We start from the raw sequence: 24403 nt of genomic DNA, 5'->3' as shown, positions 1-24403 counted from the left end.
TTTTAGGACGTCATTTCAGTTAAAACAGATTTAATGATGTTTTTGATCTCATCCCGGCTCAGGCCGACATTCATGGACGAGACAGCTTGCAGCACAGCTTCTTCCGCCTGTGTCGTTGCAGCAGCTTGCACTGGCGTGGACTCAGGCATTTCTCTCACGCCAAAAGCGACGCGCTTGATGTTGAAGAGATGCTTCGGACCGATGTTGTCGGATGTAATGTTGTTCCCGAAAGAACCGCATCCGAGTGTAAAGGATGGCTGCACGCCAGTCGTTGCTCCGATTCCCCCGAAAGTCGTTCCGGTGTTGACCGGGATGCGGGAAGCCGGCATTGCTTGACCGTAGGATGCAATCACATTGTCATCCTGCGCGTGAATCCCAGCGGTGTGCCCCAATCCGCCATGCGTCAAAAGCTCCCGGCAGCGGGCAAACGCTTCGTTGTCTCCCGAAACGGTGTAGAGAGCGAGGATCGGTGCCAGTTTTTCAACCGACAGCGGATACTCTTTGCCTACTCCGGTTTCTTCCGCGATCAGCACTCGTGTTTCGGCAGGAATCGAGATGCCTGCCATTTGCGCGATCACATGCGGGGAACGTCCAACGATTTTGGCGTTGAGCGAGCCGTTCACCATAATAATGGCGGCTACTTTGGCCTTCTCGTTTTCGTCCAGGAAGTACGCTCCTTCGCGCTTCAAGGCAGCAATCATCTGGTGTTTGACCGATTCCTCGATCACCAGTGCCTGCTCGGAGGCGCAAATGGTGCCGTAGTCGAAGGTTTTGCTCTGCACAATGCGCTTGGCAGCAGCAGCGAGGTCAGCGCTGTGGTGGATGTAGACCGGAACGTTTCCTGGTCCGACACCATAAGCAGGCTTTCCGGAGCTGTATGCAGCCCGCACCATTGGCGTACCGCCAGTCGCGAGGATCACATTGGTCAGCTTGTGCTTCATCAGCTCATTCGTCGCTGGAAGCGTCGGCTTGGAGACGCAGTGGATCAAGCCTTCCGGCGCCCCAGCCTGCACAGCCGCCTGTGCCATCAGTCGCGCTGCTTCCAGCGTGCACTTGGCTGCCGACGGATGCGGACTGAATACGATTGCGTTTCTCGCTTTGAGCGCGATCATCGACTTGAAAATAACGGTCGATGTCGGGTTGGTGGATGGTACGATCCCGGCGACGATTCCTACCGGCTGTGCCACTTCCCACACTTTGTTTTCCTCGTCTTTGCGAACGATGCCGACGGTTTTCACGTCTTTGATGGAAGCATAAACATCTTGGGAAGCAAACAAGTTTTTCATCCGTTTGTCCGGGACGTTTCCGAAGCCTGTCTCCTCAACCGCAAGAGCCGCCAAACGCTCGGCATTCTCAACCCCAGCCTTGGACATGGCAGTGATGATCCGATCGATTTGCTCTTGCGTGTAAGTAGCGAGCTTCGCCTGCGCTTCCTTCGCTTGGGCGAGGTACGTACGCACTTCCTGAATGGAATACAAATCAGCGTCGAGTGTCATTATGCTTTGTCACCTCCGCCTTGTTGCTTTTCTTCAATCAGGCGAATGAGGTCTTCTTTCTTCGCCGTATTGATGTCATTGGTCGAGAGCGGGAAATCAGCAAACGAGCGAGCCAGCTTGCGCAGATCGTTGATCGATTGCTCTGCCAGCGTCGGCTCTGCCTTTGCCTGTGCAGGCTGCGGCTTCGCTTCTTCCTGCGCTTCCGAACGCATCAGATTTTTAATCATTTTCGGAACATTTTCATCAGGACGCGGTATGACGTGGGAGTGCAGCAAGCGTCCAACGCGTTTTGCCGCCTCAGCGCCAGCGTCAACAGCCGCCTGAACCGAAGAGACATCTCCGATTACGTAGACCGTTACGATCCCGCCGTCCGCGCCTTCATATGTGGCGACCTTGACGTCTGCCGCTTTGGCAGCAGCATCAGCGGCCGCAATAAGAGCGGGCAAGCCAAGTGTTTCAATCATGCCCAGTGAGTATGCATGAGCGCGCATTTACATTTCCTCCCCTTCAAGAGGGAAAATCCCTTTTATCGTTTGACTGGCTGTCGGGCAACGCTTCTTACAGCGTCGGCAAAAGCATCTGCTGCGGCAGTGCATGCCGATTGGCTTCCAGTAAGCAACGCTCCCCCAAAGTTCGTTTCCGTGGGCGGGCCAAAAAACTGCACCATCTGCACATCTGCTGCTTTGAGGGCGGCGTCAATACCGTACATGGCCTCAAGCGGCGGAGCGATCAGATAGGCGAGCGGCTCCCCTTCCCTGATTCCGGCGAGCCCAGACAAGTAGCTGCCCGTCCGCGACACGACATGTGCGTAATACGCATGCGTCCCCTCTTCATTTAACGAGTAAAAGCAAGCTCCACTCTCCATGAATGCAACGGCTGCATCGATACCGCTCTCTACCTCCGATGGCGTCGCTCCACCGATCATCCCGATGAACTCGCCGGACAACGGACCAGACGCATTTCCAGATCCTGCATAAAACGACTTGGCGTAAATCACTTCTACAGCTGCCTTTTTCGTCGCCTCATCAATGGCCGTATAGCCCACATCATCAATGGTGGATGTAAGCATCCCCACACTGCGAATATGGGAAGGCAGGTTCAGCTTCTCCGCAAATTGTGGATCGACGTTGGGAATCATTCGGATCGCAAGCGGCGTCGCTCGAATTGGTTTTTCCATGCGTGTCACACTCCTTTCAGACAACTTCCCTTTTCAAAACGCAAAAAAAGGTGCCTAAACACGAAAGAACAAGACTCGTGTTCAAGGGCACCTTTGCCTTTTGTCTATTCACTTGTTTGGATAAGAATCACGCCAATTCTGCGATCTTATTCCTGCTTCTAATGTATGACAAGGCAGGAAAAAATGCAAGCGTTTTCGGTATTCCACGACTTTTCCATATTCCGGTCATTTGGCGGACACAAGCCCTGACTATTCTTGGTGTGTAGCCGGGACAGGTAAGCCTGCAAGCCGGCGCAATGAGCACGATACAACCGAAACCCAAGGAGGAATTTTTTATGAACTGAGACAGGCGATAAAATGACCTTGAACTACGAATCGCATTTCCCTTTTTCTTTTTGCCTAATGCTTGGCGTTCAGAACGAAACTTACGCTTCATGTACTTATTTTGTTTGCCATTACCAAAGAAACGTACCTTTTCATCATCTGTTACAGCGTAAAGGGGAAGGTGAGAGTGCGTAAGCTTACACTTAATTACAAAAATTTACATTTAAGGAATAAACCAATGCAAGGTTTAGTTATTTAGTAAAATGGATATTGTAGAACGGGACGTGTCAGTGAGAATCTGGCACTTTTATTTTTTGTTCAAAAAGAGAACGTACGATCTTGTTTGGGAGGGATTTTTTGTTCAGGCCTACTAACTTATCAAATCAAAAGTTTTTGGATGCATTTCTAGCTCAAGAAGACAATCAGCAACTATGCCAAAGAGTGATTGCTTCACCGGACGATACGCAGAAGAGAAATGATGAATTGAATAGTAGGATTCAGGAGTTTTACGCTGAGCTTCAACTAATCAAATATATTTCATCACTCATCCGTTTTACAGCTATCGAGTTAGCTGTTCGTACTCAAAAGATAGGAAAGGTATTCCAACCTACAGATGAAATTGAAAGGGTGATAGACAGCTTTGTTAGTGACACTGGCAAAAGTGAGTGGGAAAACAAAGCTAAGTGGGAGGATGTAATAGCTGACAAACGAGTTTTGGATGCTGTTCAAACTCTCACAGAAAAGGAAAGGGAGATACTTGCACTTCTATATTTGAGGAATCTCAAAGAGGTGGAGGCTGCGACCCTGTTAGGCACAAGCCAGCAAGCAGTTTCTAAAACAAAGAAACGAGCGTTACTGAAGCTTAGAAAACAGCTATTGGGAGGCGAAAATACATGAGCCTGTTAACGCTGGTAAAGCGAGCGCAAAATAATGATGAAAGTGCAATGGTAGAGATCATAGAAAGATTTGAGCCAAAGATTCGCAAGTCGTTGAAATTCACGGATATAGGTGTACGTGAGGACATACGTCAAGAAATAGTCTTTCGGATGATTAGAGCTGTCAAAACCTATAGCACAAAAAATTGCTTATGATAAGCAAAGAAAAAATTTTGAGATCGGGTTGTTATTTTTTACCTTCGATTCACTTTAATGAATACCAAGTTAATCACCGCGCGGAAAATTGCTTGGAATAAATTTTCGGAGGAAGATAAATTATGGCACGTACAAAATTGAAACAATACGTTGATACGATTACTGTTGACCAAGACGACCTTGATGATCTTGCCGAAGCTATGTCGGACGTTCTCAAATACGGTGTAATCCAAATGGATGATAATAAACTGGCGAATATGGCTTCACTTACGGCGTCTGTAATTGGGATCGTATTTAATCTTGTCCGACCTCTCAGTATCGCGGTAGGTGTTGTTGGTTTGGTTGCATCCTTATCACCGAATTTGAAGAAACAATTAGAAGATAATATTCGGATTGCGATCGACGATATGCATGATACTCGTCGTTTCATGAAACGAAATGGATACAGAAAGGCTAAGTTGGAATTCCCATTTATGGACTATGAAGACATTCGACTAATCACAGGTAAAGGAAATATTCTTCGACTACAGGATAAAAATGGTCGTTGGGAACAACCGTAATTAATACAAAAGGAGATATTCGGTTCAATAGCCGAATATCTCCTTTTGATCTTAATATTACAGGGAGTAATAAGTTGCATGGTGTCAAATTATTTTTTTTTTTGCTGAATTGAACACTTCGTGGATTTCTAAGTCAGGATTATTTTCAATTTTATAAACAGGGATATCGTCAGATGATGATTTTCCGTAAAATATCATGTATGTAGTACCAGAGAGATAAATTGTCCCGATATCCTGTTTATTTGCATAAACATCAATGGTATACGTATGAACATTTTCTTTTACTTCTTTTGCACCAGAGTTATTTGCATCAGATTCGCTTTTAATTCTGCGAAGTTCCATTTTGGAAAAATCATTGAGTACTTTTTGAATCTCTTTTGGGTCAGTAATTTCTACTTTTTCATTTTCTTCATGGTTATGAATAGTAAGCGAGGTTATCTTTTGCTTATCAAATAAGGCTAGCTCATCAAATGCCCAGACTTTCAATCCAGGAAAATAGACGAGGTTACTGAGTGCAATAATTCCGATGAGAGATAAAATAAGGATATAAAATTTTTTCAAGGGTGACATCTCCTTTATAAGTGCATCCCCTCAACAAAAAAGGAAATGCATACTTTTATGGAAAATGAACATACAATTTGAATTATCACTTAATATTACCATATTATGTAAATTATGCAAATGCCCCATTTTACCTAAATCGTAATTTCAAAAAGAACGAAGATGATCTGTTTAGGCATAGAGAAAAAGGCCCAAAATGCATGAGCCAGGAAAATGACAGAAAGCCGTAAGCGTCAAATAGCCCCCACCTTGTTGCTGGTCTATGCTGGGGTCAAGAGTTGAACACGCGGCAAGTTAGCGGTAACGACGGCGACCAAGGCAGCAAACTATCCAGGGTTTCTGGATTTTTCAGAACGGGAAGCTGCGGGAGTTGTTCGAATAGGTACGTCAAGTACTTGAACGGGTTCAGTCCATTCTCCTTGGCTGTTTCGATGACACTGTAGATGATTGCGCTCGCCTTTGCACCGCGAGGCGTATTGGCGAACAGCTAGTTCTTTCGTCCGATCACAAACGGCTTCATCGACCGCTCGCTGCGGTTGTTGTCAATCTCGAGCCGCCCATCCTGCAAAAACGTCGTCAGCTTGTCCCACTAATTCAGGCTGTAGGCAATCGCCTGCCCCAGCAGACTTTTGGGAAGCATTCGGGGGCGTTACTGACGCAACCATGCCAAATAAGCGTCCAAAATGGGCTTGCTTCGCTCCATTCGGACGGTATAACGTTCCTCTGGTGTCACGTCCTTCAGTTCCCGCTCAATGGCAAAGAGCTGGTTGCAGAATTGAAGCCCTTGCTGAACTGCTGTTTCGTCTTTGTCTGGGGAGGCGGGCAGCGCCTTCAACGCCTCGTCAAACTTGCGACGCGCATGCGCCCAGCATCCAACGAGGGGTGACATCCTTCACCTTGTGGTAACCGGCATAGCCGTCCACGTGAAGATAGCCGCCAAACCCCGCCAGAAAGTTCCGGGGATGCTCACCGCCGCGCGTTGTCCGGTAATCGTAGAGCAGATGGGCGGCCCCATGCGGACAAACTGCTGCTCCTGTCTGTACAACGGTTGGCTGTCCACGTACTTCTGCATCACTTTACCAAACGAAGCGGTGTCCTTCTATTTTTCAAGCAGTACATCCAATTGATCTTAAATCTAAGCTGTACCTAAAGTTAAGCCGATTTTCGCACTGCGAAAGTTGAGTACTGTAAAAACCAAAAAAACTTAGACAAGCTTCGACAAAACCAATACTATTTTACCTTACTGGAAGCTAGTTAAATTCTATGAAATAGGACAAAATGTCGAATTTAGTAGATAACTAAATATTTACATTTTTGGGTTTTCATAAGAAAATCCTTGTGTACATCTAAATTGAATATTACAGAAGTGAATATTCGCATGAAAAATATATCTATTCGTGATTACACACCAACGCCAAGCAAGAATAGTACTCCTCAGAGTTCTAAAGCTATTAGCCCTACTACTAGTACTCCACCTCGAAATGATGTAGCATCTACGCCAGCAAAACCGAAAAGTGACTCGGTTCAAATTAGCCCAGCCGCTCAACAAGCTTATAAGAAAGAACTAGAAAAACCTACAGTGCAAACCCGTGTAAATGCTGAAAGTACATCTGCTGGCGGTGGTAGCTCGTCAAAACCTACGAACGATAAAGAAGCCCATGGATATAGTCCAAGCGGTAATCAACACACAAACAGCTCCTCGTCAAACTCTAAAGCCGACAAAGATAAAGAAGCCTATGGCATGAATTATAAAGGGGTTGGTGTAGCTGCTGCTGTTGGTGCTGGCAGAGAGATCTACAAGAGTACGCAAATATATAATGAAAAGTCAAAAACTGCACAGGCTGCATCTAAAATAAATCAGAACCTTGGTCCACGTGTACCAAAACCTGATACGGTAGGATCAGGAATTAGAGGGGGCTTAGTTGGAGTAGGGGTTTACATAGGAGCAGAAACCATTGTAAAACCTCTCGTGAAAGATTTAGAGAATGCTTACAAACAAAACGGCGTAAAGGGTGTCGGACTGGAGCTTCTCAATAAGTCCATCATAACTACTCCAATTCATGCTAATGAAACTCTCGATAATAAAACATCTTTTAGAGAAGAAAGAAGGGAAAAAGAAAGAGAAAGACCTGAGAAAACTGAAAGCTCACGCCGCTCTTCCGATAGAATGGATAAAATGATAACATAGGATAAATATTCTGGGACAAGAAAGGATTCAGCATGATAAGCGTATTCTTGAAAAAATTTTTTTATGCTATGTCAATCGCTTTGCTTGTTCACTTTGTTACTACATTTTATGAATACTTAACGAAACAACATAATTTAAAGATTTTGTTCAACATAAGATACTTTATCATTTACGTAGCCATAAGTTTTGTCATTAGCACAATTTTTACAGTCTACCATTTTTGGGAGTAAATACAAAAAACAATTCCGGGACGCTGGTACAGAGCGGCTCGGTTGGCACCACCTTCCGCCTGACGCTCGCTCTGCCCTCTGGCGGAAACTCATGAGTGAAAGCAATCTGCTCTCCGAAAAGCTCCCCCGCCCGCTGAAAGTCGCGCATATATCGCACGTATAAAAAGGAAGCAGCGCGTCTGATCGACGGTGCTGCTTCCCTTTTTATACGTGCGATCCTTCTGGCAGATGGGAACGAATGAGGTCCATGAAAATTTCCAGCGCCCGCGTCTGAAATTCGTTCGATTTCGTCACCAGCGAAAAGTCCCGCGTCACGGGCGTTCCCGCTATTTTCAGCGTACAGAGCGTGCCGAGCTGACGTTCTTTGCGAATCGCCCAATACGAGAGCAGACTGATCCCCAAGCCAGCCTCGACCGATTCCTTAATGACTTGGGTACTGCCAAACTCCATTCGCTTCTGTGGCTGAAACTGGAGCTGACGAAACATTTTTTCCGCCGCCTCCCTCGTTCCTGAGCCTTCCTCCCGCACGATCCAGGTTTCCTCCATCAAATCATGGATGCTGACTTCTTGTTTGCTCGCCAGCCGATGACCGGGAGAGATAATCACGTACATGCGATCGTCGGCAAAAGGCTCGATGCACATTTTGTCATTGACGTACTCCCCTTCGACGATCCCTACATCAAGCTGCCGGGTTGCCACCAGATCCACAATCACGGTTGAATTGTGAATCGTGATCGTCGGAGTGATCAGCGGATAGTCCTTGCGCAGCTTGGCGATCACATGTGGCAGGACGTACTCGCCATACGTATAGCTGGCGCCAATCGTCAAATGCCCGCTCGGCGTGTTCATCAAGTCATCGACGAGGCTTTGCATGCGCGTATACAGCCCCAATATTTCCCGGGCATGGTGGTAAACAATTTCGCCCGCCTTGTTCAACCGGACGTATTTGTTGCTGCGCTCCAACAGTTTGGTTCCGATCGTCCGCTCCAACGACAAAATGTATTGGCTAACCGCAGGCTGGGTCATGTGCAATTCCTCTGCGGCCCGCGAAAAGTTTTGCCTGTCTGCCACCGTGACAAACACACGCAATTGCTGATCCACGCAAGCCTCCCTCCCTCGATTGTCTCTACTATACAAAATTACTTATTGTCATTATATCAATCATTTATTTTTCTTATTGTAACAGTTGTTTTATGCTTTGGTTGTCAAAACTTTTCAAGGAGTGATTGCAATGGCTTCCCCGCTTAACGAAAGCGCGCCATTGAACGACAGCCATCATCCATCTGCTCAATCCAAAAGCAAGCATACAAACACTCCCGCCTCGCTTCCGCTGTGGATAGCGGGCGTCGCCTTTACGTTTCTCGTTGCCGTGCTCGGCTACGGTTTGGCTCAAGTTCCCGGCTTTGACCGGGTCGGGCCACTCGCCTGTGCCATCCTGATTGCGGTGGCGTATCGCCAGTTTTGGGGCTATCCGGAGGCGTTGCGCGCTGGCATTCAGTTCTCGGCAAAACGCTTGCTGCGGCTCGCCATCATCTTGTACGGTCTCAAGCTGAATGTCGATGTCGTTTTGCACCAAGGTCTTGGCTTGCTCGTCTACGACGCCGGAGTCATCGTATTCGCTATCGCGCTTACTGTGCTGCTCGCCAAATGGCTGAAAGCCGACGCCTCCCTCTCCCTCTTGCTCGGCGTCGGGACAGGAGTCTGTGGAGCGGCAGCGATTGCCGCCGTTTCCCCGATCATTCAGGCCAAAGAGGAAGACACCGCCATCGGCGTAGGCATTATCGCCTTGGTCGGAACCATTTTTGCGATTCTCTACACGGTACTGCGCCCGTTTTTGCCGCTGACTGCCATTGATTACGGCATGTGGTCCGGCATCAGCTTGCACGAAATCGCCCACGTTGCACTCGCTGCCGCTCCCGCCGGGCAGGATGGTCTGGCGATCGGGCTTTTAGCCAAGCTGGGCCGCGTCCTCCTCCTGGTTCCGCTCTGTTTTCTCCTGATGTTCTGGATGAAACGCAGCGGCAAACTGCAAGGAGAAGCAAAAGTCGAGTTCCCCTGGTTTTTGATCGGCTTTCTCGTCATGAGCCTGTTTGGAAGCTATGTGCTGGGAAAACAAATTCCCGTCTCCGAGTCCTTCAACGCCGGAGTAGCCCACGTGACCACCTTCGTCCTCACGATGGCAATGGTTGGCCTTGGGCTGAACGTCAATCTGCGTGCCCTGCGCACGAAAGCAGCGAAACCGCTGATTGCCATGTCGATCACCTCCGTGCTTTTGTCACTGCTCTCTTACGTGTTGATTTAACTGTGGAACAATCATGTCGCCTTGCGCACAGCGAGGCGATTTTTTTGTGGATAAGGACAAAGCTTATCCCCATATGTTGATAACAGTGTGTACATCTCATCTGGAGGCGTCGATATGTCGAGTTGTGCTTTCAAGACACGTCCGAACATCCTGTTGATCATCGTCGACCAGGAACGGTTTCCGCCAGCGTACGAGGAGAGCAGCTTGCGCATATGGCGCGAGGAAGCTCTGCCTGCCCACTCGTTTTTGCGCAGGCACGGCATGGAGTTCAAGCGCCACTATGCAGGCGCAACAGCCTGCTCGCCTAGCAGAACGACGCTGTTCACAGGCCAATACCCTTCTCTGCACGGGGTCACGCAGACGAGCGGCGTCGCCAAACGCTCCCCGGACAGCGACATGTTTTGGCTCGATCCCAACACCGTGCCGACGATGGGCGACTACTTCCGTGCGGCGGGCTATCGAACGTTTTACAAAGGCAAATGGCACATTTCCGACGGCGATATTTGGATACCGGGCACGCATGTCCCTGTTCTGAGCTACGACTCCGTCACAGGGATTCCCGATCCGCAAAAAGAAAGCTTGTACTGGCTGGCGGATCGGCTGGACGGATACGGCTTTTCCGGCTGGATCGGCCCTGAACCGCACGGCAGAGCGCCACACAATTCCGGCTCCTCCGCTGCCATCGGTGTAAACGGGCGAGACGTCGTGTACGGCAGCGAGATGATCCATCTGTTGTTTTGGCTCGAACAGGAGAAACAACAGTTGGCGCACCCTGATGAGTATCAGCCATGGTTTGTCGTCGCCTCTTTCGTCAATCCACACGATATCGCTCTTTATGGGGATATCTCCGCTCAAGTTCCGCTTTTTCGCTTTCATGTGGATGACTCCATCCCCGACATTCCGCCTTCGCCGACGCAAAACGAATCTTTGTTGACGAAACCTCGCTGCCAGGCGAGCTACCGCGATGTTTATCCACAAGCATTCCAGCCCATCTCTGACGACGCCTTTTACCGCCGTCTGTACTTTCAATTGCAAAAAAACGCCGACCAGCAGGTCATGCGCGTGCTGCAAGCGTTGACGGCGACATCGTTTTACCCGGAAACGCTCGTTGTCTTCACAGCGGACCACGGAGAACTGCTCGGCGCCCACGGCAATCTCCATCAAAAATGGTATTGCGCCTACGAAGAAGCCATCCACATTCCGCTCATTATCCACAATCCGTTGCTTTTTCCACAGTCGCTGTCTACTGAAATGCTGACAAGCCATGTGGATATCCTCCCGACCTTGCTCGGCTGCGTGCAAGTCGACGTGCCCGCACTCGCCGAACAATTGCAGCTGACTCACAGCGAAACCCGCCCTTTCGTGGGAAATAATTTTTCATCGCTGATTGTCAGTGGCGGCGAGATACAGCCAGATGATTTCGGCCCGCTTTACTTCATGTCAGAGGATGATGTGACAAAAGGCCAGCATCAAGTCAGTCTGCTCGGTCAGCCTTACCACTCTGTGATCGAGCCTAACTTGTTGGAAAGCGTAATAGCTTACTTGCCCACAGATGGGCATTGGGAGCTGTGGAAATACTCCCGTTATTTTGCTGCACCCTCTGCACCGGGCCAGCCTCCCCCGCCGATCGAACCGGAATACGAATTGTACAATCTCACGACAGACCCGTGGGAAATGCACAACCTCGCCTTCCCTGCCCTGTCCACTCCCTATGTCGAACAAGTCCGCACCCAATTAGAGCTTTTGCTCGATGAGCAGCGACAAGCCAAACGCCTGACCCCTTTTTCAGCAGTAGATAACCAAACAAAAAAGCTCCCCGGATAAGGGAGCTTTTGCACGTTATTCACACTATTCCTGGGAAGTCAGCACCGCTTCCAAAGCAGCAATCGCTTCGTTTTCGTCTACGCCATCAGCAATCAGCGTAATTTCCTCGCCTTTGGCGATCGCCGAAGCCATGATGCCCATGATGCTCTTTCCGTTGACCGTCTTCTCGTTTTTGACAATCTTGATCTCGCTGGAAAACGTCGTGGCTGTTTTCACGAAGTTGGCCGCTGGTCTGGCGTGCAAGCCGTGCGCCAGTTGAACGACGATTTTTTTCTCCACCATAATGATCTTGCCTCCTTAGATGCCATCTTTCATGATCGTTGTTTTGACGAACGCCTCTACTTGCGCGGACGTACTCATTTGCAAAATGGTGTCGATGTGCTTTTCCATTTCTTCTCGGGAAAGAAGACTCAGCTGCTTGCGGGCGGGCAAAATGCTGCTCGCACTCATGCTGAACTCATCGAGGCCGAGTCCCAACAGAATCGGTACGGCAACAGGATCGCCTGCCATCTCGCCGCACATTCCTACCCATTTTCCTTCCTTGTGCCCGGCTTGAATCACATTGCGCAAAAGCCGCAGGACAGCCGGATGGTAAGGTTGGTACAAATACGCAACCCGCTCGTTCATTCGATCGGCTGCCATCGTATATTGAATCAGATCATTGGTGCCGATGCTGAAAAAGTCCACTTCACGCGCGAATACATCTGCCATCATGGCAGCAGCAGGGATCTCAATCATGATACCCACTTCGAAGCGATCGGATACAACTACACCGCTATTTTGCAGGGCGTGCTTTTCTTCTTCCAGGATCGCTTTCGCCTGACGGAACTCCTCCAGTGTCGCAATCATCGGGAACATGATTTTCAGGTTGCCATGCACCCCGGCGCGAAGCAAGGCGCGCAGTTGCGTGCGGAAAAGCTCCTGTCTGTCCAGACACAGGCGGATCGCGCGATAGCCCAGAAACGGATTCATCTCTTCCGGCATGTCCAGATAGGACAGATGCTTGTCTCCGCCGATGTCCAGCGTGCGAATGACAACAGGCTTGTCTCCCATGCTCGTCAGCACTTGTTTGTACGCAACATACTGCTCTTCCTCGGTCGGGAAATCATCCCGGCCCATGTACAAAAATTCGGTGCGGAACAGCCCGACTCCTTCTGCGCCGTTCGCCAGCGCTCCTGCCACATCTGCCGGACTTCCGATGTTGGCTGCCAGCTCCACGTGATGCTGGTCTGCCGTAACCGTCTGGTTGTGAACGAGTTTTGCCAGCTCGGCCTTTTGCTCTGCGTCTTCTGCTTGCTTGCGCGTATAGTGCGCGACCTCTTCTTCGCTCGGATCGATGATGACGACGCCCTCATGCCCGTCCACAATCATAAGCGTAGAAGCCTGGACAGCACTCGTAATGTTCTGCGTCCCGACTACAGCCGGAATCTCCATCGAGCGCGCCATGATAGCCGAGTGCGAGGTGCGCCCGCCAATGTCGGTCACGAAGCCTTTTACATATTGACGGTTGAGCTGAGCCGTATCCGACGGCGTCAAATCTTCCGCCACGATAATGACTTCCTCCGTCAATGAGCTGGGTTGAAAAAAGTTCACTCCAAGCAAATATGCCAATACACGCTTCGTGACGTCGCGAATGTCCGCCGCACGTTCCCGCATGTAGTCGTTGTCCATTTGTTCAAACAGGCCGATAAACGCTTGCGCCACATCATGCAGCGCGCTCTCCGCGTTTGTCATCTCCTGCGTAATCTTGTCCTTGACGGTATCGACAAGCTCCGGGTCCTCCAGGACGAGCAGATGGGCTCTGAAAATGTCGGCTTGCTCTGTGCCCATTTCTGTCTCCACACGCTGGGCAATTTCCTGCAAATCTGCCTTTGCCCGCGCAAGCGCTGCCTCGAAGCGATGAATTTCGCTGGCAGCATCTTCAATTGCCACCGTCTTGATCTGCATGTCAGGAGCCGCAAGCAAAAACGCTTTGCCAATGGCAATCCCCACAGAAGCTTTTACACCTACGATTTTCTGGGACATCCCCCGCACCCACCCTTCTTTACTTGGTACTTGTCCACTCCTGCATCAACCGCGCCTGTTTGCGAACGACTTCCTCAAGCGGATGGCCTGCCGGAATGCCTGTGCAATTGTGCAATGCATATTCCCAACCGTACAGCTTCAAATCTGACTGAATGCGCGCCGCCTCTTCGTCCTGTGGATAATCAAACAGCAGCGCCGCTGCAATCGCCATCCCCAAATGCTCGGGACGGATTCCTCTGTCCATGCATTCCAGAGCAGGGCCAACCAGCCTGTCATGCCGTGAGAGCTTGCGAAGCGGCGAGCGTCCCACACGGACAACGTCGTCCGAGAGCAGCGGATTGGCAAAGCGCCCCAATATTTTCTCGATGTACTGCCCGTGTGCCTGTGCGTCAAAACCGTACTTGGCGGTCAACAGGGCACCCGTTTCCTGCAGAGCGCCTCTGGCAGCCTTGGCGACCTTTTCGTGTTGCATAGCCTGATCAATCGTTGTCATCCCCAACTGGTAGCCCATATAGGCAATTACAGCGTGGCCCGTATTTACGGTAAACAGCTTTCGTTCGATGTACGGAGCCAAGTCGTCCACATAAGTGATTCCTTCAATCTGCGGCACCTCTCCAACCATTTGCGAACGGTCTACGACCCATTCAAAAAACGGTTCGACAGTAACCAGCAGCTTGTCTTCATGCTGCTGAATCGGCACGATGCGGTCTACAGCCGCGTTCGGAAACCCGATCAACTGCTCTGCTTTCGCCTGAAGCGGTTCCGCAAGCCGGGCAAAAACGTGCTCTTTCAGCTTGGCGCTTCCGCCAATCATGTTTTCGCAAGCAATCACGTTCAATGGCTGCGGATTGTCGGCAAGCCGCTTCTCGATTCCCGCCGCAATCGCTCCGGAAATCGGGCCGAGGACATTTGGCCCTACAGCAGTCGTCACCAAGTCGGCGGAAGCGATGGCAGCAGCGACCGCTTCCATATCCTGACCGTGAATCGCACGCACTCCTTCCACGACGGATTGCGGATTTCCTGCCGTTGCCAGCTGCACTTGATACATTTTTCTGCGGTTAAGCTCATCAACCAATGCCGTATTGACGTCGACGAACACGACTTCGTAGCCAGCCTGGCTCAGCAACTGTCCGATAAAGCCCCGACCGATATTCCCTGCTCCGAAATGGACTGCCAGCATGAGCGCTTACACCTCCTCTGTGAACATCGCAATGATTTCTTCAGCAGAGGAAGCATGGACGATCCGTTTCACGTTTTCCTCCTCGGAGCAAAGAATAGCGATATTGGACAGCACCTCCAGATGCTCATCTCCTACGGCCGCAATTCCCACCAGCAAATACGCCACATTTCCTTCGCCAAAATCAACGCCGTCCGGCACTTGCACGACAGAAATCCCTGTGGATAGAATATCTGCCTTGGCTTCGTTCGTTCCGTGCGGGATCGCTACACCGCTGCCGATATAAGTAGTTGCCAATCCTTCGCGTTCCTGCATTTTTTCAACGTAAGACGCCGTGACGTGACCAGCGCGCACCAACAGCTCGCCCGTCAGTCTGATCGCTTCTTCCTTGTTTGCTACTTTGGCATTCAGCATGATTTTTTCTGTAGTCAGTATGTTTTTCATTACACTCTCTCCCATCCAGTCTTTTTCAGGCAAAAGGCATACAACTTGCCTGCTATATAATCAGCAATGTGCTGTATTTCTCCTGTCTTCAACAATTCCTGCATCTCTTCCTCAATCAAAAGCGAGCTGACCTCGCTGAGCACCTCCAGCCCTTCCTTGGGCACTTCTTTTGGCCCGAGCAAAAGCAACAGCAAATCAACGGACATCTCTTCTTCATCCATCGATCTTAGCCGCACAGGCTGCTCCAGAAAATGAATCGTGAACGAAGCCGTCGTTACCGCCTCATTCCTGCCGTGAAACAGGGCCATTGCCGTTCCCGGTATTCCCAGTCCGCCGAGCTTTTCGCGCTCAATCAGCTGCTGCACGACCGGATCGACAGCGTATATCGCCCCTCGCTGTTCCAGTTCCGAACAAATATCGTGCAGGACGCTGGGCATATCGCGCGCTACATTGCTCACTGTGCTTTGCCGTAAACCGTCGATGATCTGGTTGGCAAAAGCGGCATACAGCTGCATCGACTTCAACTGCGCCTGCGCTTGCTTCCCTTTTGGCGGCATTCCCTTGCTTTTTTTCATCGGCTCTACTTGAACAGGGCGGTTATGCAAATGAAACTTGATCTTTTGAATATCATCCTGCGGCAAAAGCGGGCTGACGACTACGTATTCCGCCGGATCAAACGACAGCGGCAAGGTAGAAATAATCAGGTCGTAATCGCTTCGCGGCACACTTCCTACATCGAACATGGACAAGTTTTTCAAGCTGACGATTTCGGGAATCTCTTTTTTGATGCGCGTCGCCAATATTTTCGAAGAACCGATTCCGCTTGAACAGACGACCAGCGCCCGGTATCGCTGCTGCTCCTGCCTGCCTCGTTCCAGCGCCGCTCCCAAGTGCATGACCAGGTAACCGATCTCTTCGTCCGGCACTGGCAATTCCGGCAAAAGCGCTGCCATCGCTTCCTTGGCAACCGCAAACAGCTCCGGGTAGTTTTGCTTGATTTGACCGAGAATCGGATTGTGAATCTCCATCTTACGCCTGAGTCTGTACAAGGCTGGCTCCAAGTGCGTCAACAGCCCGTGAAACAAGGAAGAGTCGTCTCGCAGCGAAAGCCCGAGCCGTTCTTCGCACAAAGCGATGAATCGCCCAGTCAGAGCGGCAAGCTCCGTATTTTCCGGCCAGACGTAATCGTCGTGGGAATGGCGCAGCTTCGCTCCTCGCAAATGCATCGTAATATACCCGATTTCATCCCGAGGAATCTCCATCTGAAAAATGTGCCGCAGCCGTTCCATGATGTTTTCGGCAATCACAAACTCCGGCGTTCCGATTAGCTCGTTCCACGTATGCTCGTCGAAGCGAATTTTCTCGCCTTTTTCGATTCGCTCGATCGCCAAGGCCAAATGGGCAACCAGGCCGATGTAGGCACTGTCTGCCAGTGGGTACGGCAGTTCGGCTTCGAGATGACTGAGAGCATTTTCCACCTTGATCAGCTTATCCCGATCGATCAGGGAGAGCAGACGCCGGGAAATCGAATCCATGTCCCGTGTCGTCTTGTTTTGAATGTTCTCCTTGATCACCCCGATCAGCTCATGATCATCGAGGTGCTCGGCTATCAAACGGCTGATCGCCCTTCGCTTGGAAGCTTCATTTCCCAGCAGTTCGACGCCGTATCCCCGCTTTCGCAAAAGAGTCAGGTCGTACCGTCCCAAAAGCTCTTCCAGGTCGTCCAGGTCGTGGCTGATCGTAGCAGTCGTCACTTTCAGATCAATGGCGAGCGAGATCAGCTTGACTGGCTCCGTGGCTGCCAAGAGGGAGCACATAATAATCGCCTTGCGTTCCTCTGCGGTAAATTCGGTCGTCGTTTGGTGCAAAACAGACATTTTCAAAGCAAGCTTTTGCTCCGCTGTCCCTGCGACCTCCACCCCGGCCCCCGTCTTTCTCACCAGCTCCAGTTCGTTTTTCGCAAAGAGCGGGGCCAATGCGTCCAGCTCCCTGTGTACGGTCCGGGTGCTTACGCCGATTCGCTCGGCGATCTGCGCCACGGTGATGCCCTTTTCCTCCTGCAATAAAATCTCCATGATGGATCGCTGTCGCGAGGATACTTGCATGCCGTGTTCCCTCCTTAACGCCAAAGAGGGAAAACGCTAGCTTTCACTAGCGTTGATCCCCTTTTACCCCAGTCGTTTGACCAACTTGTCATACTCCGGACTATTCAAGAAGTTATCGATCGAGATGTGCTCGGCAGTCGGTGCTTTTGCCTTCGCCCGCTCTGTCAGCGACTTGTGTGTAATCACGATATCGGCATCATTGGGGATATCGTTAATAGCTGTGTTGATGACGGTGATTTCACCAATTCCGGCATCCTTGAACTTTTTGCGCAAGGAAGCTGCTCCCATCGCGCTGGAGCCCATTCCGGCGTCGCAAGAAAACACCACTTTCTTCACGTCCGCTGCCGCGATTTCTTTTGTTGCCGCAGCTTCTTGCCCTGCTGCTGCCGACTGCTTGTTGCCTTTCAGCTCCTGCATTTTCTCTGTCGCCTTGTCCAATTCGTCTTCTTCGGTCTTGCTGCTCATTTTCAACAAAGCCGAAGCGATGAGTAACGAGACAACGGTTGCGGCAACGACCCCTGCCCATACCGGGAGCAAACCGCCGCGCGGAGCCATGGCGCTGAGTGCGAAGATACTGCCTGGCGATGGCGGTGCCACCAGCCCTGCGCCGAGCAGCGTAAAGGTGAAGACCCCTGCCATCCCGCCGCCGATTACCGCCAAAACGAGACGCGGATTCATCAAAATGTAAGGGAAGTAAATCTCGTGAATCCCCCCGAAGAAGTGAATGATAACAGCACCTGGCGCCGATTGCTTGGCATTGCCTCGACCTGCCAGCCAGTATGCCAGTAGGATTCCCAAACCTGGGCCAGGATTGGTCTCCAGCAGGAAAAAGATCGATTTTCCTGTGCGCGCCGCTTCATCCAGACCAATCGGGCTGAAAATACCGTGATTGATCGCGTTGTTGAGGAACAGCATTTTTGCCGGTTCGACCAAAATGCTCGCCAGCGGGAGCAACCCTGCATTGACGATGACCTGCACGCCTGATGCCAGCGCCTTGCTAAGACCCGTCACGACCGGGCCAATCGCCAGGAAAGCGAGCAGCGTCAGCAATGCACCGATAATCCCGGCGGAAAAGTTGTTGACCAGCATTTCAAAACCGGAGCGAATTTTGCCTTCGAACAGTCGGTCGACTTTTTTCATGACCCAACCGCCCAGAGGCCCCATGATCATTGCCCCTAAAAACATCGGGATATCTGACCCGACTACGACCCCCATCGTGGCGACAGCCCCCACGACACCACCACGTACATCGTGAACCATTTTCCCGCCCGTGTATCCGATCAACAGCGGCAGCAAATACGTAATGATCGGCCCGACCAGCTTCGCCAGGTTTTCGTTAGGCAGCCATCCTGTCGGGATGAACAATGCCGTAATCAATCCCCAGGCAATAAACGCACCGATGTTTGGCATGACCATCGCACTGAGAAACCGTCCAAATTTTTGTACCGAGACGCGCACTCCACCAGAAGACTGGTTCTTTGTCGCCAAATTCTCCATACTGGACCCTCCTTTACCTTTTCTATAAAAATGTTGACATGATTAAACAGATAATGTGCACACCTCAAATATAAAGCGTTTACATACGCGCCACAACAAAATCAAAGCTCGCATTTGTCGTTCTCATTGTTGCCAAAACTTAATAGCAGCAAAAAAAGAGACTCCCGCTCCGACGAGCAGAAGTCTCTTTTTCCTCAAAAATCTTCTCTCTCCACCTTCATGACCTTTCCTGTTTCCGCATTGACCTCTACCTCGTACACCTGGTTCTGGTCGGTAAGAATAATAAACTCATAGACCAGCACGCCATTTTCCGTATCCAGCTCCGAGTGCAGCACGCGTCCTTTTATTTGCTGCAAAGCGATTTGCTTCGCTTGCTCCTCTGTAATTCGCATCGGCTTTACGTCTGTTGCCTGTGCTTTCTCAGCGTGCAGCGGGGCTGGCATGGCTGTTCCAAGTATACTTGCCAGCGCAATGGCTGTGGTCCAGCCAATCGACTTTTTCATGATTGCACTCACTCCTTCCTCCAAATCAATCAGTAGTTTGCCCTGCCGCCCCGCTTGTATGCAAAAAAAGCCGATGCGCTTTTCGTCGCATCGGCTCTTGCATTCTTATCGTTGTTTGTTGCTGTATGGTCTTCCGCTGGACTCTGTGCTGCGTGGGCGAGATTCTCCACTGCGCGGACGGGAATCGCCGCTGCGAGGACGGAACTCTCCACCGCGTGGACGAGGTGGGCGTTTGCTTCCAAAGCCGGAGCCAGAACCGTATCCGCCTTTGCCTTTCGGGAACGCTTTTTTCTTGCCGACACGCAGAGGCGCTTCTTCTGTCAGGCGAACCGGAGTTTGATCCGGCTCTTTGGTCAGCAGCTTGAGTGCAGCAGATACGAGCGTCACGGAATCGATATCTTCCAGCAATTGCTCGGCCAATGTTTTGTAGGCGCTCAAGTCATCGCGGCCAGACGCCTCCAAAATTTTCTCCACGGTCAAACGTTGTTGCCCTTCCAGCGCTTCGCTCATGCTAGGCACAGAACGACGCTCCATACGGCGGTTTGTCGCGCGCTCGATCAGACGCAGGTGGTCGATCTCGCGGGAAGTGACAAACGTGATGGCAAGACCAGTCTTCCCGGCACGACCAGTACGGCCGATACGGTGAACGTAGCTTTCCGAGTCTTGCGGAATGTCGAAGTTGAATACGTGTGTAACGCCGCTGATGTCCAGACCGCGGGCAGCTACGTCTGTCGCAACCAGCACTTCAATCGTACCTTCCTTGAACTTGCGCAGCACGCTGTCGCGTTTTGCCTGGTTCAAATCGCCATGGATTCCTTCAGCGCCGTAACCGCGCTTGGTCAGAGCCTCGGACAGTTCATCCACTCTGCGCTTGGTACGACCGAAAATGATCGCCAATTCAGGGGAATGAATGTCAAGCAGACGACACAGAACGTCGAATTTTTGCTTCTCGGCAACTTCCATGTATTGCTGCTCAATGTTTGGCACCGTTACTTCTTTCGGTTTGACGGAAATCAGCGTCGGCTCGCTCATGAACTGCTGGGCAATTTCCTGAATCGCTCTCGGCATAGTTGCAGAGAACAGCAAGGTTTGACGATTGTCAGGAACTTCTTGCAAAATTTCCTTGATATCGTCGATGAAGCCCATGTTCAGCATTTCATCTGCTTCGTCCAGAACAACGATCTCGATCGCATCGAGGCGGATCGTTCTTCTTCTCATGTGGTCCATGAAACGGCCAGGCGTCGCTACGATGATTTGCGGGCGCTTTTTCAGCGCCTTGATTTGGCGGGTAATGTCTTGACCGCCGTAAATTGGCAGAGCGGAAATGTTTTTGAACTGGGCAATTTTGTTGATTTCCTCTGCTACCTGCACAGCCAGCTCACGGGTCGGTGTCAGTACAACCCCTTGAATATTGCCGTTGTTTTCATCCAGGCGCTCAACCAGCGGAATACCGAAAGCAGCGGTTTTTCCTGTACCTGTTTGCGCCTGTCCAATCAAATCGCGGCCTTGCAAGGCTACAGGAACAGTCTGCTCCTGAATGGCTGTCGCCTCTTCAAACCCCATGTTGCCAAGAGCTCTCACAATAGAATGATGCAATCCAAAATCAAAAAAAGTAGTCAATGAACGTCAGTCTCCTTTTACTTTACCTTCTTCTATAAAATTCTCACTAAAAAAGGGCACTATTCCTTACAGCCGGAACATGCCCTTTTATCTCCGATTGTACATAAGCACCCTACAAAGAACATAGCTGTAATCGTATCATGCATCTGGAAAAATTGCAAACGGGATTTATGCCCATTTCCCTTTTAGTATCAACCGATTTTTGTCAGAATATACGGCGAAACACATAAAAAACAAAACAGCCCTGCCGGGACACTCCAGACAGGGCTGCTGCTTTGCATCATTGCGATCGATTATTCGACTCGACGCTTATTTTACCCATTTGTGGAACAGCTCATCGAATTTTCCTTGCAGCTTCATTTCGTCCATCCACACATCGAGATAGCTGGCAAAAATAAAGTCGCCACGCGGAATCATGTACGCCTTTTCGCTGCGGGTAAACGGCTTGTCGGTCAAAGCAGCGTACAGGCGGGAGTCTGCTTTGGAGTAAACCATCGCTTCAATCGTATCGGTGATCATGACATCGTACGTGCCGTTTGCGACAAGGCCCGGGATGTCCAGATTGTTTTGCACGACAGTCACGGTCGCGTTTTTCAAATAGTCACGCACGAACTTTTCATTGGTGCCGCCCGGATTTACCCCGATTCGTACTTCTTTCTTGTTAATGTCGGCCAGGCTCTTGTACTTGTCCTTGTCTTGCGCGCGAATCAACGGCGCTTTGCCAAATTCGATGTACGGATCGCCCATGTGCGCTTTTTTCTGCCGATCCGTGTTGCGTGTCACGCCGCCTACCGCGATGTCGAATTTGTTTGCCAGCAGATCGTCCATCATCGTCGGCCATGAAGTCTGCACAAAGCGCGCCTCTACGCCCAGGCTTTTGGCGAACTCTTTCATGGCGTCAATGTCGTAGCCTTCAAACTCGTTCGTCTTCGGATTCAAATATGTGAATGGCTTGTAGTCCCCAGGCGTTCCCACCACAATATATCCTCGTGCGATGATCTCGTCGAGGCGGGACTCAAACTTTTTATTGTCCTGTTTTTTGGCCGCTTCTACCGCCACGGCTTGTCCATTCGGTGTTCCCGCAGTTGCGGCAAACGCTCCGGTTCCAGTCATCAGCAATGTTGCAGCGAGTGTGCTCGCCACCATTTTTTTGGTCCACTTGTTCATCGGTTTCTTCTCCTCCTGGTTGTTGCTCTCTTTGTTTGTCTTGCTTTGTTCAAACTGTCTCATCCCTTATATCGCATCCCCCCTTTAACAGGGATGGGACCTACAGGCTAAACTTGCCAACCCCTTGTTGCAGTTCTTCCGTCACGGCGTTCAAATGCTCGACGGAACGGGCGATATCTTGAATGGCCTGAAGCTGCTCGGCTGTTGCCTCCACAACCTTTTGGGCATCAGAAGTAGCGAGCTTCGCGATGTGATGCATTTCATCCACCGAGGCGCTCACCTGCTCGGAGCCTGCGGACATTTCTTCCGATGCTGCTGACACCTCCAAAATATGGGCAGCAACATTGCGGGAAGACTCCAAAATATGCGCAAAAATTTCCCGGACTTCTTCAATCATCGTGATTCCTTCGTGCGCTTCGCGGTTGCCTGTGTTCATCACTTCGACGGCATGGCGGGTATCCTGTTGGATTTCGTGAATCAGTGTCGCTATTTTCGCAGCCGATTCCTCGGATTGGTGAGCGAGATTTTTCACTTCTCCAGCCACGACGGCAAAGCCTCGTCCATGCTCGCCAGCCCGCGCAGCCTCAATCGACGCATTGAGAGCCAGCAGGTTGATTTGCGACGTCAACTGGCTGATCGTATCGAGAATCCCTTCGATTTCCTTGGAGCGGCTGTTCAAACGTTCGATGGCCTCAGTTGCTTTGGTCGTTCCTTCGCCGATGCTGCCCATTTGCCGCACCGCCTGCTCCACGACAGTCGTTCCTTGCTCAGCCTGTTCCGAAGCCTCGCGCGCCGCCTCGGAAACATGCGCAGATGTCTCGGCGATTTTCACGATCCCTGCTGCCATATCATTCATGGACAGCGCGACATCTTTGGAGCTGGTCGCCTGCGCTTCCGCTCCGCCTGCAATTTGATTGATCGATTGCCCGATGCGATTGACGTTTTCCGTCGCGTGCTCAATGCCTGCCGATACTTCCTGAGTAAAGCGCAGCACCTGCTCGGAAGATTGCGATACCCCCTCAATCAGACCTTTCAAGTGGGCAACAGTCTGGTTGAAGTCACGGGAAAGCACCGCAAGCTCATCCTTGCCGTCTACCGTAACGGTCTGCGTGAGATTCCCTTGCGCCACCACATTGACCACTTGGTTCAGACGCTGAATCGGTTTCACCAGGCGAACAGACAGCCAGTATACGAAAATGATCCCGAGCGCCAACACAACCAGTGAAATCGCAAGCAGCTTGATCGACAGCTCATTTACCGGAGCGTGCAAATCTTTGACCGGAGCCGTGATGAATACGCCCCAGTTCAGTTTCGTCGATGCGTACGAGGAGAACTGCGCTGTTTGCTCCTGCTGGTATTGAATAATTCCATGCCCGCCTTGCTGCGTCGCTTCAAATGCCGTTTTCAGCTCAGGAATGTCGCTTTCCAGCACGGATTGCTTCAAAATAAACTCGCTATTCGGATGCCAGATATACGTTCCTTTTTTGCTGACGAGAAAAGCATAGCCGCTGTGCCCGAATTTCTCTTCGGAAACCGTTTTTTGAATCTCATTGATTGGGATAGTAGAGCCGACATAGCCGTATTGGCGGTTGTCTTTCATCAATGGCAAAATGACCGTCACAATGTTATTGCCTGTCCGTTGGGAAACAACCGGCTCGGATACGATGATTTTCCCTTCGCCTTTTCCTGCTTCCTGAAAATGCGGACGGTCGGAAGGATTGGTTTCCTCTCCTTTGAAGTTGATGACCTTTTTGCCGCTCAAGTCATAGGAAAAGAAAAACGTTTCAAACTCAGGGTTTTTCTTTTGCGCTTCCTGAATCAGCCTCAAGTCATGCTCGAAATTGTTGTCTGAGGACATCATCTCCCCGACTGTTTCCACGATTCCGATTTTTTCCTGGAAGAAGCTGTCGATACGGATGGATAGATTGCTGGCTGTCAGTTCAGCTTCTTTGTCCAGGCTCGATGATAGCAATTGCGAAGAGCTGTAGTAGCTGGCCCCGCATACCGTGCCCAAGCTGATGATCAAAAGCAGGCACATAACGACAATTAGCTTTTTCTTTAGACTTGATTCCATCACACGGTGTACCTCCTATCCTTTTTTTCACAACAAAA

General features: G+C 50.6%; 21 protein-coding genes and 2 pseudogenes. 6 read left to right on the top strand and 17 right to left on the bottom strand.

What is annotated here, in order from left to right:
* Nucleotides 1–2: 2 nt before the first annotated feature.
* From EDM60_RS02125 to EDM60_RS29035, 4 genes and pseudogenes are all read right to left on the bottom strand, one after another.
* The gene (locus EDM60_RS02125) at nucleotides 3–1496 is read right to left on the bottom strand and encodes an acetaldehyde dehydrogenase (acetylating) (RefSeq protein WP_122962488.1); all 1494 of its coding nucleotides are present in this window, start codon (nucleotides 1494–1496) and stop codon (nucleotides 3–5) included.
* Entirely contained in the window at nucleotides 1496–1987 is a 492-nt protein-coding gene (locus EDM60_RS02120; protein WP_063228861.1) for a BMC domain-containing protein, read from the bottom strand. Before EDM60_RS02120 ends, EDM60_RS02125 begins: the two co-directional genes overlap by 1 nt.
* 35 nt (nucleotides 1988–2022) lie before the next feature.
* Nucleotides 2023–2673, bottom strand: coding sequence for an ethanolamine utilization microcompartment protein EutL (gene eutL, locus EDM60_RS02115; RefSeq protein WP_063228860.1), 651 nt, complete (start codon nucleotides 2671–2673; stop codon nucleotides 2023–2025).
* A gap of 370 nt (nucleotides 2674–3043) precedes the next feature.
* Nucleotides 3044–3178: pseudogene (locus tag EDM60_RS29035) on the bottom strand (RNA-guided endonuclease TnpB family protein); the annotation flags it as partial.
* A 176-nt stretch (nucleotides 3179–3354) separates the two neighbouring features.
* Here EDM60_RS29035 and EDM60_RS02105 point away from each other — a divergent pair.
* From EDM60_RS02105 to EDM60_RS02095, 3 genes are all read left to right on the top strand, one after another.
* Entirely contained in the window at nucleotides 3355–3894 is a 540-nt protein-coding gene (locus EDM60_RS02105) for a sigma-70 family RNA polymerase sigma factor (protein WP_167470229.1), read from the top strand.
* Complete coding sequence (locus EDM60_RS02100) at nucleotides 3891–4088, top strand: helix-turn-helix domain-containing protein (RefSeq protein ID WP_122962485.1); 198 nt, start codon at nucleotides 3891–3893, stop codon at nucleotides 4086–4088. The genes EDM60_RS02105 and EDM60_RS02100 overlap by 4 nt, the downstream gene beginning before the upstream one ends.
* Before the next feature lie 122 nt (nucleotides 4089–4210).
* Nucleotides 4211–4648 (top strand): hypothetical protein, encoded by a 438-nt coding sequence (locus EDM60_RS02095; protein WP_122962484.1) that lies wholly within the window; start codon nucleotides 4211–4213, stop codon nucleotides 4646–4648.
* Nucleotides 4649–4732: 84 nt separating this feature from the next.
* Here the strand turns inward: EDM60_RS02095 and EDM60_RS02090 are convergent, their stop codons facing one another.
* Nucleotides 4733–5209, bottom strand: coding sequence for a hypothetical protein (locus tag EDM60_RS02090; protein WP_122962483.1), 477 nt, complete (start codon nucleotides 5207–5209; stop codon nucleotides 4733–4735).
* A gap of 271 nt (nucleotides 5210–5480) precedes the next feature.
* Nucleotides 5481–6227 (bottom strand): annotated as a pseudogene (tnpC, locus tag EDM60_RS02085) (IS66 family transposase); the annotation flags it as partial.
* A gap of 360 nt (nucleotides 6228–6587) precedes the next feature.
* Between tnpC and EDM60_RS28345 the strand changes: the two are divergent.
* Nucleotides 6588–7397: a hypothetical protein gene (locus tag EDM60_RS28345; RefSeq protein ID WP_141254108.1), complete on the top strand. Its 810-nt coding sequence runs from the start codon at nucleotides 6588–6590 to the stop codon at nucleotides 7395–7397.
* A 434-nt stretch (nucleotides 7398–7831) separates the two neighbouring features.
* On the opposite strand, the gene EDM60_RS02070 is transcribed toward EDM60_RS28345, so the two are convergent.
* Nucleotides 7832–8728: a LysR family transcriptional regulator gene (locus EDM60_RS02070; RefSeq protein ID WP_063228853.1), complete on the bottom strand. Its 897-nt coding sequence runs from the start codon at nucleotides 8726–8728 to the stop codon at nucleotides 7832–7834.
* 130 nt (nucleotides 8729–8858) lie between these two features.
* Between EDM60_RS02070 and EDM60_RS02065 the strand changes: the two genes are divergently transcribed.
* Together EDM60_RS02065 and EDM60_RS02060 are read left to right on the top strand one after the other, a co-directional pair.
* Nucleotides 8859–9929, top strand: a complete 1071-nt coding sequence (locus EDM60_RS02065) for a YeiH family protein (protein WP_122962481.1) — start codon at nucleotides 8859–8861, stop codon at nucleotides 9927–9929.
* A 114-nt stretch (nucleotides 9930–10043) separates the two neighbouring features.
* The gene (locus EDM60_RS02060; protein ID WP_122962480.1) at nucleotides 10044–11753 is read left to right on the top strand and encodes a sulfatase family protein; all 1710 of its coding nucleotides are present in this window, start codon (nucleotides 10044–10046) and stop codon (nucleotides 11751–11753) included.
* A gap of 24 nt (nucleotides 11754–11777) precedes the next feature.
* On the opposite strand, the gene EDM60_RS02055 is transcribed toward EDM60_RS02060, so the two are convergent.
* The 10 genes from EDM60_RS02055 to EDM60_RS02010 form a co-directional block, all read right to left on the bottom strand.
* Nucleotides 11778–12035, bottom strand: a complete 258-nt coding sequence (locus tag EDM60_RS02055) for an HPr family phosphocarrier protein (RefSeq protein WP_122962479.1) — start codon at nucleotides 12033–12035, stop codon at nucleotides 11778–11780.
* Nucleotides 12036–12050: 15 nt separating this feature from the next.
* The gene (gene ptsP / locus EDM60_RS02050; RefSeq protein ID WP_122962478.1) at nucleotides 12051–13778 is read right to left on the bottom strand and encodes a phosphoenolpyruvate--protein phosphotransferase; all 1728 of its coding nucleotides are present in this window, start codon (nucleotides 13776–13778) and stop codon (nucleotides 12051–12053) included.
* A gap of 19 nt (nucleotides 13779–13797) precedes the next feature.
* The gene (locus tag EDM60_RS02045) at nucleotides 13798–14958 is read right to left on the bottom strand and encodes a mannitol-1-phosphate 5-dehydrogenase (protein WP_122962477.1); all 1161 of its coding nucleotides are present in this window, start codon (nucleotides 14956–14958) and stop codon (nucleotides 13798–13800) included.
* Between the two features lie 6 nt (nucleotides 14959–14964).
* Complete coding sequence (locus EDM60_RS02040; RefSeq protein WP_122962476.1) at nucleotides 14965–15399, bottom strand: PTS mannitol transporter subunit IIA; 435 nt, start codon at nucleotides 15397–15399, stop codon at nucleotides 14965–14967.
* Nucleotides 15399–17504 (bottom strand): BglG family transcription antiterminator, encoded by a 2106-nt coding sequence (locus EDM60_RS02035; protein ID WP_122962475.1) that lies wholly within the window; start codon nucleotides 17502–17504, stop codon nucleotides 15399–15401. The genes EDM60_RS02040 and EDM60_RS02035 overlap by 1 nt, the downstream gene beginning before the upstream one ends.
* A gap of 63 nt (nucleotides 17505–17567) precedes the next feature.
* Nucleotides 17568–19001 carry a PTS mannitol transporter subunit IIBC gene (locus tag EDM60_RS02030; protein ID WP_122962474.1) on the bottom strand — a complete coding sequence of 478 codons (1434 nt, stop codon included), beginning with the start codon at nucleotides 18999–19001 and terminating at the stop codon, nucleotides 17568–17570.
* Between the two features lie 194 nt (nucleotides 19002–19195).
* The gene (locus EDM60_RS02025; RefSeq protein ID WP_233454057.1) at nucleotides 19196–19504 is read right to left on the bottom strand and encodes a PepSY domain-containing protein; all 309 of its coding nucleotides are present in this window, start codon (nucleotides 19502–19504) and stop codon (nucleotides 19196–19198) included.
* A 105-nt stretch (nucleotides 19505–19609) separates the two neighbouring features.
* Nucleotides 19610–21124 (bottom strand): degradosome RNA helicase CshA, encoded by a 1515-nt coding sequence (cshA, locus tag EDM60_RS02020; protein WP_122962473.1) that lies wholly within the window; start codon nucleotides 21122–21124, stop codon nucleotides 19610–19612.
* A 309-nt stretch (nucleotides 21125–21433) separates the two neighbouring features.
* Nucleotides 21434–22291, bottom strand: a complete 858-nt coding sequence (locus EDM60_RS02015) for a transporter substrate-binding domain-containing protein (protein ID WP_122962654.1) — start codon at nucleotides 22289–22291, stop codon at nucleotides 21434–21436.
* A 100-nt stretch (nucleotides 22292–22391) separates the two neighbouring features.
* Nucleotides 22392–24365, bottom strand: a complete 1974-nt coding sequence (locus EDM60_RS02010) for a methyl-accepting chemotaxis protein (RefSeq protein ID WP_122962472.1) — start codon at nucleotides 24363–24365, stop codon at nucleotides 22392–22394.
* Between the last annotated feature and the right edge of the window lie 38 nt (nucleotides 24366–24403).

Origin of the sequence: Brevibacillus parabrevis (assembly GCF_003710905.1) — a bacterium.
GTDB lineage: Bacteria > Bacillota > Bacilli > Brevibacillales > Brevibacillaceae > Brevibacillus > Brevibacillus parabrevis.
Note: the sequence above shows the minus strand (reverse complement) of the source record. Positions and strands in the feature narration are given on the sequence as shown.